The following is an 11,792-nucleotide window of genomic DNA, read 5'->3' as shown; positions in this document are numbered from 1 at the left end:
CGCGGGTGGCCGCACGCACGGGCCGCACGCCCTCCCGCCGATCCGGCCGTCCTGGCGATGCTCATCGACGATCTGGCGCCCTGGCCGGCAGCCGAATACCTCGCGGTGCACGGTGAGAAGGCCCCGCGCCCTTGATCACCACGCCCCGGGCCGCGACGACCCGGCGCAACAGCGGCCAGCAGGCCACACCCAGCAGCAGCGCCAGCGGATGCCCCCAGTCGGTGAGGGGGCTGCTCAGCTCGAACAGGTCCTGCAGCAGCATCGCGCCGACGCCGCCGAGCACCACCACCCGCAGCCACGGCACGAGCAGCCCGGCGAGGGCGCCCACACTCGCCATCAGCCCGAAGCTGATGCCGTAGTCGAGCCGGTGCAGCGAGGACTCCGGCAGGTGACCGGCCACCACGGACAGCCCGACCGGGATCTCCGTGGCGAGCGTCGCCACGACATGGCCGAGCAGGAACACCCCGGCGGTGCGCCACCCCCCGATGCGACGCTCCAGGGCGGTCAGCACGAGAGCGAAGCCGATGACGTACGGCGAGGTGAGCCCGCCGACGACCCAGAGGGCACTGGCGGCCAGGACGAGCAGCGGGGTCTCGCCGAGATGCGCGACATCCGTGCTCGACGCGCGCAGGACCGCGGAGACGGTGTCCTGGTCGGCGAACTCCATGAAGAGGGACGTACCGACGAGCACCAGCAGATAGCCGAAGGTGAACGGGGTGCCGGTGGGCGTCGGCAGCAGCCGCAGCCGGCGGCGCGCCTTGCGCGCAACGCGGACCTCGTGCGCAACGCGGGCCTTGTGCGCAACGCGGGCCTTCGGGGCCTGCCGGGCCGGAGGAGGGGCACCCTCTCCCTTGCGGCGCTGACGCGGTATGGCGTCGAGCGGCGGCGCCTCGTGGTACTCCTCGCCAGCCGCTCTGTCCGTACCCTGATGCACCGCGCGAGGCCCCTTTCCGTACAAGCCCCCCAGGACAACGACCTACCCTCCGCGATCCTCCCCCACGTCGTCCATGGCGTGAGCCACATGAGGTGGCCGAAAACGGGCGCTCGCTTCGCGCCGGGCGTCGACCACACCATGCTTCCGTCCTCTTATATGCGCTTACGCTCCCCGAGAGGCATGCTCCTCGACGGCGCACCCCCCGAGGCACGGACTCGGTCATAAACGCTGGCCGCCGGCCGCGTCGACCGGACAGGATGGCGGGGACACCGTCGCCACGCACCGGAGATCCGCACCATGCCCGACGTCCACGGCCCCGACGCCCTCGCCCCTGTCACACTCGACCGCCGTGAAGGCCCGTACGGCGAGGTCGTGCTGCGGGAGCGGGGCGACGACTTCGAGATCATCGCCAACGGGTGCTTCCTGATGGACACCTCGGACGGGCGTTCCGAGCGGCTGCTGATCGACGCGGCGCTGGCCGCTCTGCCCGCCGGGCGGACGGCCCCGGCGGTACTCATCGGGGGTCTCGGGGTCGGCTTCTCTCTCGTCCGGGCCGCCGACGAGCCGCGGTGGGGGCGGATCGCCGTCGTCGAACGGGAGCAGGCGATCGTGGACTGGCACCGGGAGGGACCGCTGGCCGCGATCTCCGGGGCGGCGCTCGCCGATCCGCGGACCGCGATCCTGACGACGGATCTCGTCTCGTACCTGCACACGACTACGGACCGTTACGACGCCCTGTGCCTGGACATCGACAACGGACCGGACTGGACCGTCACCGAGGACAACACCAGCCTGTACTCCCCCGCCGGCCTGACGGACTGCCGGGAGCGGCTGACACCCGGCGGCGTTCTCGCAGTGTGGTCCGCACAACCGTCCGCCGAGTTCGAACAAGCCTTGCGGAATGCCGGATTCAGTGGGGTAAGAACCGAAGAGGTCAGTGTTGCCCGAGGTGTTCCGGACGTGGTTCATCTCGCACTTCGGACAGACCGATAGCGCCCACCGGTTGTCCGCACCCCCCGGACGCCCGGGGCCAAGCGCCACAAGGCCGACACTCCGCCACTTTCATTGCGCCGAAGCCGTTACACCCTGCGTAGCCGAGAGCGGTCCGCTGCCTTTACGCTGCTGACCGGTGACGGGATCACCCATGACATCCACAAGCGAAGACCGCGCGTCCGGGGGAATGGCCCCCGTGAGAGCGGGCAGGGGCGGGGCGATGGAACAGACACACACCACCCACAACGGTGTCGCGGCCACCCCGGGCGCGCAGCGCCGGGTGCTGGTGGTCGAGGACGACGCCACGATCGTCGATGCCATTTCCGCCAGGCTGCGGGCCGAGGGCTTTCTGGTGCAGACCGCACTCGACGGGCCCGCGGCCGTGGATGCGGCCGAGGCCTGGCAGCCCGATCTGATGGTGCTCGACATCATGCTCCCCGGCTTCGACGGACTGGAGGTCTGCCGTCGCGTGCAGGCCCAGCGGCCGGTGCCGGTGCTGATGCTGACCGCCAGGGACGACGAGACCGACATGCTGGTCGGCCTCGGGGTCGGCGCCGACGACTACATGACCAAGCCGTTCTCCATGCGTGAGCTGGCGGCCCGGGTGCACGTCCTGCTGCGCCGGGTCGAGCGCGCGGCACTGGCCGCCGTCACACCGCGCAGCGGCATACTGCGCCTCGGCGAGCTGGAGATCGATCACGCGCAGCGCCGGGTCCGGGTGCGCGCCGACGACGTCCACCTCACCCCGACCGAGTTCGACCTGCTGGTCTGCCTGGCCAACACGCCGCGCGCGGTGCTCTCCCGGGAGCAGCTGCTGGCCGAGGTCTGGGACTGGGCGGACGCCTCCGGCACCCGCACGGTCGACAGCCACATCAAGGCCCTGCGCCGGAAGATCGGTGCGGAGCGGATCCGTACCGTGCACGGTGTCGGTTATGCCCTGGAGACCCCTGCGCCATGACCCGGCCCGGTTCCGGACTGCGTCCCTTCTCGGTCAAGGCCAAGCTGGGCACGCTCGTGGTGGTGTCGGTGTTCATCACCACCGGGCTGCTGATGGTGGCCCTGCGCACCAGGACCGAGCTGCGCTTCATCACGGTGTTCTCGGTGATCGCGACCCTGCTGATCACCCAGTTCGTGGCGCACGGCCTGACAGCACCGCTGGACGAGATGACGACCGTGGCCCGGTCCATCTCGCACGGCGACTACACCAGACGGGTGAGCGGCGCCGACCGGCGTGACGAGCTCGGTGACCTGGCCCAGACGATCAACCGCATGGCGGACGACCTGGAGGCCGTGGACCGGCACCGCAAGGAGCTGGTGGCCAATGTGTCGCACGAGCTGCGGACGCCCATCGCGGCCCTGAGAGCCGTGCTGGAGAACGTCGTGGACGGGGTCTCCTCGGCCGATCCCGAGACGATGCGCACGGCGCTGAAACAGACCGAGCGGCTCGGCAGGCTGGTGGAGACGCTGCTGGACCTGTCCCGTCTGGACAGCGGGGTGGTCACGCTGAAGGCCCGCCGTTTCGAGGTGTGGCCCTATCTGTCGGGTGTGCTGAAGGAGGCGAATCTCGCCGCCTCACACCGTCGGCTGCCCTCCGGCTCCGGGAACCACACCCGCAAGGACGTGCATCTGCATCTGGACGTGTCGCCGCCCGAGCTGACCGCGCACGCGGACGCGGAACGGCTGCACCAGGTGGTGGCCAATCTGGTCGACAACGCTGTCAAGCACAGCCCGCCGCACGGCCGGGTCACGGTGCTGGCCCGGCGGGGCGCCGGGCCGGAGTCCCTGGCGCTGGAGGTACTGGACGAGGGTCCGGGCATCCCGGAGTCCGAGCGGCACCGGGTCTTCGAGCGTTTCAACCGCGGCGAGGTGCCGTCCCCGCACGGTCCCGGCAGCGACGGCGGTACGGGTCTGGGCCTGGCGATCGCCCGCTGGGCGGTGGATCTGCACGGCGGACGGATCGGTGTGGCCGAATCTGCTCGCGGCTGCCGCATCCAGGTCACTCTTCCGGGGATCCCGCAACCGCGAGGTTGACATAGGGTTCGAATCGGAAGGGCACGTTCTACACGTTCTCTTCGATGGGTACGGTCGAAGGGGTCGTAGCCGCGGTCCCGCGTACCCGGAGTGAGGCGGAACCATGCTTGTTTCCCGCCATTTCCTGCGCCGAAACCCGCCTTCCGATGTGACTTGCGCGACGAAGAGCGGCCCGGCCTGCGTGGAACGGCTGGGGAGGCGTAGCCTTGATTTCCGCTGTCCATCACCTTGTGAAGCGGAAGAGGGCGGTTGCCGCCGTGTCGTCTCAGTCCCCCAGTAACTCGAGCATCTCGACCGACCAAGCCGGCCCGGGTTCCGACCCGGCCGCGGCTTTCGGCCCCAATGAGTGGCTCGTCGACGAGATCTACCAGCAGTACCTCCAGGATCCCAATTCGGTCGATCGCGCCTGGTGGGACTTCTTCGCCGACTACAAGCCGGGTACGTCCGGCACGGCGGACAAGCCCGTTCCCGGCGCCGCAGCCGCGGGGGCTGCGGTGACCCCGGCCGCCGCCGCACCGGCAGCCGCACCCCGGGCCACCCCGGCGCAGGTCCCGGCTCCGGCCACGAAGACCACCGCACCCGCGGCCCCGGCGCCCGCACAGGCCGCTCCCGCCGCCCCTGCTCCGGCAGCCCCGGCGAAGGCCGCGCCGGCCCCGGCCGCGAAGGCCGCCGAGACCCCGGCCAAGCCCGCGGCGGCGCCGGCCACCGAGGCCCCGGCCGGCCCCGAGTACGTGACGCTGCGCGGTCCGTCGGCCGCCGTCGCGAAGAACATGAACGCCTCGCTGGAGCTGCCGACGGCCACGTCCGTCCGCGCCGTTCCGGTGAAGCTGCTCTTCGACAACCGCATCGTCATCAACAACCACCTCAAGCGCGCCCGGGGCGGGAAGATCTCCTTCACGCACCTCATCGGGTACGCGATGGTGCAGGCCCTCAAGGCCATGCCGACGATGAACCACTCCTTCGCGCTGAAGGACGGCAAGCCGACCCTGGTCAAGCCGGAGCACGTCAACCTCGGTCTGGCCATCGACCTGGTGAAGCCGAACGGCGACCGCCAGCTGGTCGTCGCGGCCATCAAGAAGGCCGAGACGCTCAACTTCTTCGAGTTCTGGCAGGCGTACGAGGACATCGTCCGCCGCGCCCGCAACGGCAAGCTCGGCATGGACGACTTCACCGGCGTCACCGCCTCGCTGACCAACCCCGGCGGCATCGGCACCGTGCACTCGGTGCCCCGCCTGATGCCCGGACAGGGCCTCATCATGGGCGTCGGCGCGATGGACTACCCGGCCGAGTTCCAGGGCACCTCCCAGGACACCCTGAACAAGCTGGGCATCTCCAAGGTCATGACGCTGACCTCGACGTACGACCACCGGGTGATCCAGGGCGCCGCCTCCGGCGAGTTCCTGCGGATCGTCGCCCAGCTCCTGCTCGGCGAGAACGAGTTCTACGACGAGATCTTCAAGTCGCTGCGCATCCCGTACGAGCCGGTCCGCTGGCTCACGGACATCGACGCCTCGCACGACAACGACGTGACCAAGGCCGCGCGGGTCTTCGAGCTGATCCACTCCTACCGGGTCCGCGGCCACGTCATGGCCGACACCGACCCGCTGGAGTACCGCCAGCGCAAGCACCCCGACCTGGACATCACCGAGCACGGCCTCACCCTGTGGGACCTGGAGCGGGACTTCGCGGTCGGCGGTTTCGCCGGCAAGTCGATGATGAAGCTCCGCGACATCCTCGGTGTGCTGCGTGAGTCGTACTGCCGCACCACCGGCATCGAGTTCATGCACATCCAGGACCCGAAGCAGCGCAAGTGGCTCCAGGACCGGGTGGAGCGCCCGCGCGCCCAGCAGCCCGAGCGCGAGGAGCAGCTGCGCATCCTGCGCCGCCTCAACGCCGCCGAGGCGTTCGAGACGTTCCTGCAGACCAAGTACGTCGGCCAGAAGCGGTTCTCGCTGGAGGGCGGCGAGTCCGTCATCCCGCTGCTCGACGCGGTCATCGACTCCGCGGCGGAGGCCCGCCTCGACGAGGTCGTCATCGGCATGGCCCACCGCGGCCGGCTGAACGTGCTGGCGAACATCGTCGGCAAGTCGTACGCGCAGATCTTCCGCGAGTTCGAGGGGAACCTCGACCCCCGGTCGATGCACGGCTCCGGCGACGTGAAGTACCACCTGGGCGCCGAGGGCACCTTCACCGGTCTGGACGGCGAGCAGATCAAGGTCTCGCTGGCCGCCAACCCCTCGCACCTGGAGGCGGTCGACCCGGTCCTGGAGGGCATCGCCCGCGCCAAGCAGGACATCATCAACAAGGGCGGCACGGACTTCACGGTCCTGCCGGTCGCGCTCCACGGCGACGCGGCCTTCGCCGGCCAGGGCGTCGTCGCCGAGACGCTCAACATGTCGCAGCTGCGCGGCTACCGCACCGGCGGCACCGTGCACGTGGTGATCAACAACCAGGTCGGCTTCACCGCCGCCCCGGAGTCCTCGCGCTCCTCGATGTACGCCACGGACGTGGCGCGCATGATCGAGGCGCCGATCATCCACGTCAACGGTGACGACCCCGAGGCCGTCGTCCGGGTCGCCCGGCTCGCCTTCGAGTTCCGGCAGGCGTTCAACAAGGACGTCGTGATCGACCTCATCTGCTACCGCCGCCGCGGTCACAACGAGGGCGACAACCCGGAGTTCACCAACCCGCAGATGTACACCCTGATCGACAAGAAGCGCTCGGTGCGCAAGCTCTACACCGAGTCCCTCATCGGTCGCGGCGACATCACGCTGGAAGAGGCCGAGCAGGCGCTCCAGGACTTCCAGGGCCAGCTGGAGAAGGTCTTCGCGGAGGTCCGTGAGGCCACCTCGCTGCCGGCTCCGACGCACACCCCCGAGGTCCAGCCCGAGTTCCCGGTCGCCGTGACCACCGCGGTCTCCCAGGAGGTCGTGAAGGTCATCGCGGAGTCCCAGGTCAACATCCCCGACCGGATCACCGTCCACCCCCGTCTGATGCCGCAGATGCAGCGCCGCGCGGCCTCGGTGGAGAACGGCACGATCGACTGGGGCATGGGCGAGACCCTGGCCATCGGTTCGCTGCTGATGGAGGGCACCCCGGTCCGGCTCGCCGGCCAGGACACCCGCCGCGGCACCTTCGGCCAGCGCCACGCGGTCCTCGTCGACCAGGTGACCGGCGAGGACTACACCCCGCTGCTCTACCTCTCCGACGACCAGGCCCGTTACAACGTCTACGACTCGCTGCTCAGCGAGTACGCGGCGATGGGCTTCGAGTACGGCTACTCGCTGGCCCGTCCGGAGTCGCTGGTCATCTGGGAGGCCCAGTTCGGTGACTTCGTCAACGGCGCGCAGACCGTCGTCGACGAGTTCATCTCCTCGGCCGAGCAGAAGTGGGGTCAGACCTCCGGCGTCACGCTGCTGCTGCCGCACGGTTACGAGGGCCAGGGCCCGGACCACTCGTCCGCCCGCCCGGAGCGCTTCCTCACGCTGTGCGCGCAGAACAACATGACGGTCGCCATGCCGACCCTGCCGTCGAACTACTTCCACCTGCTGCGGTGGCAGGTGCACAACCCGCACCACAAGCCGCTGATCGTCTTCACCCCGAAGTCGATGCTCCGCCTCAAGGCGGCCGCGTCGAAGGCCGAGGAGTTCACCACCGGCGGCTTCCGCCCGGTGATCGGCGACGACTCGGTGAACGCGGACGACGTCCGCAAGGTCGTCTTCTGCGCCGGCAAGGTCTACTACGACCTGGAGGCCGAGCGTACGAAGCGTGGCGTCACGGACACCGCGATCATCCGTCTGGAGCGCCTGTACCCGCTGCCGGGTGCCGAGCTGCAGGCCGAGATCGCCAAGTACCCGAACGCCGAGAAGTACCTCTGGACCCAGGAGGAGCCGGCCAACCAGGGCGCCTGGCCGTTCATCGCCCTGAACCTGATCGACCACCTGGACCTGGCCGTCGGCGCCGACGTCCCGCACGGTGAGCGTCTGCGCCGCATCTCGCGGCCGCACAGCTCGTCCCCCGCGGTGGGCTCCGCCAAGCGCCACCAGGCCGAGCAGGCCCAGCTGGTCGCCGAGGTCTTCGACGCCTGACCGGTCGCCGTACGCACGCCGAAGGGCCCGGTCCCGCGAGACGATCGCGGGGGCGGGCCCTTCGGCCTGTCACGGGGTGGGCCCGCCTGGTGCTGTGACCGGAAAGGTTCACCGGCTCGTGACGCCTGCACGGCACTAGTTCGTACCTGGCACTCATTTCCGGCCACCGACCACTTGGTTCGCCGTGGTCGGCCCGTCAACCGCGCAGGCCGACTGGCGCGTGTCCGTACTGGGCGGTTCCCCAGGATTTAGACCGACCGGCAAATGGAGGGCGGCGTCGGGGGGCCGGGCACGCACTCCCCCAAGGCCTTAAGGGCCAGAGGGGGGACCCCCTCCGGCGTTGTCGTCGGTCACCAACGCTCCGCGTTGCCTCCCTCCTCCGCCTTGCAGCTGCACGCACCCGGCCCCGCTCCTCAACCCACCCCCCATTTGCCGGTCGGTCTTACTGAACGGATCACATTGCATCCACAAAAGGGACACAAAGAAGGGTCTGTCCTCACAGCGCTCACACCGGTCACGCAGAACCATGGCTGACTCCGGACCCTCGTGGCAAGATTGGTGATCCACGGGGGACACGAGCAACGATAGGTATATGGCTCAATGTGCTCACCCCTGCCCTGACCAAGCAGGAGGAGATCAACGGTGACGATCCACAGCGCGCCGACCGCGGCGGAAGCCCTCACTGCACCAGGTGTCGGGGCGCCAGCAGGTCCTACGAGCGGAACCCGTGTCCACGGCGGCTGCACGGCGGACGCCATGGACCGGGGTTGTTGACCGTCGTTCGGCAGAGCGATCCGCACTCCGTGGTGTCGTCTGCCGCAGCACCTTCCTGGGGTGTGTCCACGGGACCGGGGCGGGAGAGCCGACGGCTGCCGCACCGTCCGGGCGGCCCGCGGCACGGCCTTCGGGGCTGTTCCTCTTGCCGGGCGCTCCGATACCCGGGCGGCTCACGTCCCGCGTCAGGCCTGTTGGACCGTCATGCAGTCTGGTGAGATATGCAGCGCGCGCTTCAGCATTCTCGGTCCGTTGCTCGTCCAGGGCGACACCCGGGTGATCTCGCCCGTCCGGCGCGCCGTCCTTACCGCTCTCCTGCTCCGGACCGGACGGCCGATCACCATTTCCGAGTTCGCCGAGCTGCTGTGGGACGAGCCCCCGGCGTCCGCCACGGCGAACATCCGCAGCCATCTCACGGGCCTGCGACGCGACCTCGACGGGACCCAGCGGGGACTCAGCGGAAGGTTACACACCTATCGGGGAGGCCATTGCGGGTACCGGCTCCACATCGAGCCGGACGAGCTCGACCTGACCAGGTTCGCCAAGGCGGCACGTACCGGCCGGACCCATCTCCTGTGCGGCGACCTCGACGCCGCCATCGCGTCACTGGAGGAAGCCATCACGCTGTGGCGTGGGCCGTTCGGTCAGGACCTGCCGCCGACACGCTGGTTCAGCGCGCACATCGCGGGGCTCAACAACGCCCGCTTCGACGCGTATCAGGACCTGTTCACAGCCTGCATCCTCGCTGACCACACTGCGGTGCTCGGCTATCAGATCGAAAGCACGATCGCCGAAGTGCCCTACCGCCAGCGCTTCTGGGAGCTGCTGGCGGCAGTGCACTGCATCAAGGGCGACGCCTCGAGCGCACTGGATGTGATCAAGCGCTGTCAGGCTCTGTTCGCCGATGACCTGGGCCTCGACCTGCCTCCGGGCATCGAGGCGATGAGGGCCGCGGCGCTGACCTGGGACAGCCGCAAGGCCTGGCAGCTCGTCGCGGCATCCGTACAGTTCCCCAGAGCGGAGGACGGCTCGCGCCCGTCCTGAACACACGTCAGCCTCCCCGTTCACCAGGGGAGGCTGAGTGCCGGACGGTGCGAGAGAGCGCAGAGTCGACGCCCTCACACCACATCCCGTCTGTGCAGGAGGACTGTTCCCGCAAGCCCGGCGGTCAGGCCGTACGCGACCAGGACCGCCGCGCCGGTCCACTGCGCGGGGGCTCCGGCGAAGAGTTCACCGGGGGTGGTCATGATCTGGGAGGCGACACCGGGAATGATCACTTGAGCCTTCAGCACCCAGTCCTCTTCGATCACGAATTCATGGATGGCCTTGAAGGCGAAGGCGACCACGACCGAGGTGAGGAAGTACAACGCCGTCGCGGTGACGGTGGCGATCACCTGGTTGCGGATGAGCACGCCGAGACCGAAGCCGAACACACCCCAGACGACGTACGCGGCCAGGTTCAGCAGCACCGCGGTCACCACGTCGAGACTGCCGAGCTGGAGTCCCACATCTCGGGACATCAGGAAGACGGTTCCGACCACCAGATCGACGACGGTGGACACCAGCCACAGTCCGGCGGAGGCGATGACCACGACTGCCAGCTTGGCCCCGATGACGCGGCCCCGGCGCGGGGTCGCCAGGAACGTGGCGGTCAAGGTGCGGTGCTGGTACTCATCGGTCACCAGCAGGACGGCCAGCACTCCCGCCAGAAGCAGGCCGACCGCCTGTCCGGACGTGTATACGGTCGCGGCGATATGGCCGACATCGCTCTGCGTCTCCCAGAGCCGGTGCATGGTGGCGATCTGTTCCGCCGACATGTCCTGACGGGGAGTCAGGATCGCGCTCGCCAGGTAGTCCTCGAAGGGCTGCATGAAGTTGGTGGCCTGCCAGCAGTACCACGACGCCATCAGAAGCGTCGTCCCGGCCATTGCGGCACCGGCGATCCACCAGGTGCGTACCGTCCGCAGTTTCAGCAGCTCGCTGCTGATCAGACCTGTCATCGGATCGTCGCCTCTCCGCCCGTGAGGTGCAGAAACGCGTGTTCCAGATCGCGCTTCTCCTCGGCCAGTTCGTACAGCTCTCCCCCGTGGGCTGCGGCAAGCGAGGACACCACGGCCGTTTCGAGGCCAGACACCAGCAGCACCTCTTCGCCGCCGGGAACACCGGCCGTGACGGTTGCGCCCGCGGAGGTGAGCGTCGCCTCCAGGTCCGCGGTACGCGAGACCCGGACCCGTACCCGTCGCGCCCTGCTCAGACCGCGGACGACGTCACGGGTCGCGCCCTGCGCCACCAGCCTTCCCCGGTTGATGATCACCAGGTCGTCGGCGGTCTGTTCGACCTCGGAAATGAGATGACTGGAGACGAGCACGGTGCGCCCCTCGGCGACGAAGTTCCGCAGGAGTTCACGCATCCATGCAATCCCCTCCGGGTCCAGCCCGTTGGCCGGCTCGTCGAGGACGAGCACGGCCGGGTCGCCCAGCAGCGCCTGTGCGAGATTGAGCCGTTGCCGCATACCGAGCGAGTACTCTCCGTACCGTCGCCGGGCGGCCGGCGTCAGCCCGACGAGGTCGAGCAACTCGTCGGCCCTGCGCGCGGGCAGTCCGGCCGCCGCGCACTGGACACGCAGGTGGTCGCGGCCGGTACGGCTCTTGTGCGCCCCCGATTCGTCGAGCATCGCGCCGACCGTCTTCAGCGGTTCCGCCAGTTCCTCGTACCGGTATCCGCCGATGGTCGCGGTGCCGGCGCTGGGAGCCGCCAGGCTGAGCAGCATGCGCAGCGTGGTCGTCTTGCCCGCGCCATTGGGGCCGAGGAAGCCGGTCACGCGCCGCGGGGCGACCGTGAACGACAGGTTGTCGACGGCCACCACACCCCGGTATCGCTTCGTCAGGCCCTTCACCTCGATGGCGCCCGACTCGCTGTTGGGCCCTTTTCCCGCCATGGAAGCGTTCCTCTCCTTGTTTCGGCTCGGGCCT

At 69.2% G+C, this 11,792-nt stretch carries 8 protein-coding genes; 5 read left to right on the top strand and 3 right to left on the bottom strand.

All coding sequences use genetic code 11. From position 1 onward, the window contains the following. Positions 1 to 61 precede the first annotated feature (61 nt). Entirely contained in the window at positions 62 to 934 is an 873-nt protein-coding gene (locus ACF1B9_RS17820) for a rhomboid-like protein (RefSeq protein ID WP_391741758.1), read from the bottom strand. A gap of 297 nt (positions 935 to 1,231) precedes the next feature. Between ACF1B9_RS17820 and ACF1B9_RS17815 the strand changes: the two genes are divergently transcribed. The 5 genes from ACF1B9_RS17815 (at position 1,232) to ACF1B9_RS17795 (ending at position 9,864) form a co-directional block, all read left to right on the top strand. Continuing rightward, positions 1,232 to 1,927 carry a spermidine synthase gene (locus tag ACF1B9_RS17815; protein ID WP_391741757.1) on the top strand — a complete coding sequence of 232 codons (696 nt, stop codon included), beginning with the start codon at positions 1,232 to 1,234 and terminating at the stop codon, positions 1,925 to 1,927. A gap of 220 nt (positions 1,928 to 2,147) precedes the next feature. Further along, positions 2,148 to 2,885, top strand: coding sequence for a response regulator transcription factor (locus tag ACF1B9_RS17810; protein ID WP_014154105.1), 738 nt, complete (start codon positions 2,148 to 2,150; stop codon positions 2,883 to 2,885). Further along, entirely contained in the window at positions 2,882 to 3,958 is a 1,077-nt protein-coding gene (locus ACF1B9_RS17805) for an ATP-binding protein (protein WP_391741756.1), read from the top strand. Before ACF1B9_RS17810 ends, ACF1B9_RS17805 begins: the two co-directional genes overlap by 4 nt. Before the next feature lie 257 nt (positions 3,959 to 4,215). After that, positions 4,216 to 8,046, top strand: coding sequence for a multifunctional oxoglutarate decarboxylase/oxoglutarate dehydrogenase thiamine pyrophosphate-binding subunit/dihydrolipoyllysine-residue succinyltransferase subunit (locus ACF1B9_RS17800; protein WP_391741755.1), 3,831 nt, complete (start codon positions 4,216 to 4,218; stop codon positions 8,044 to 8,046). Between the two features lie 1,026 nt (positions 8,047 to 9,072). Beyond that, positions 9,073 to 9,864, top strand: a complete 792-nt coding sequence (locus ACF1B9_RS17795; RefSeq protein WP_391741753.1) for a BTAD domain-containing putative transcriptional regulator — start codon at positions 9,073 to 9,075, stop codon at positions 9,862 to 9,864. 74 nt (positions 9,865 to 9,938) lie between these two features. Here ACF1B9_RS17795 and ACF1B9_RS17790 read toward each other — a convergent pair whose 3' ends face one another. Continuing rightward, positions 9,939 to 10,820 (bottom strand): ABC transporter permease subunit, encoded by an 882-nt coding sequence (locus tag ACF1B9_RS17790; RefSeq protein ID WP_391741752.1) that lies wholly within the window; start codon positions 10,818 to 10,820, stop codon positions 9,939 to 9,941. Next, a complete protein-coding gene (locus ACF1B9_RS17785) occupies positions 10,817 to 11,758 on the bottom strand; it encodes an ABC transporter ATP-binding protein (RefSeq protein WP_391741751.1) in 942 nt (313 codons plus the stop codon). Before ACF1B9_RS17785 ends, ACF1B9_RS17790 begins: the two co-directional genes overlap by 4 nt. Positions 11,759 to 11,792 lie beyond the last annotated feature (34 nt).

It is taken from the genome of Streptomyces sp. NPDC014727 (assembly GCF_043083485.1).
In the GTDB taxonomy this organism is placed as follows: domain Bacteria; phylum Actinomycetota; class Actinomycetes; order Streptomycetales; family Streptomycetaceae; genus Streptomyces.
Note: the sequence above shows the minus strand (reverse complement) of the source record. Positions and strands in the feature narration are given on the sequence as shown.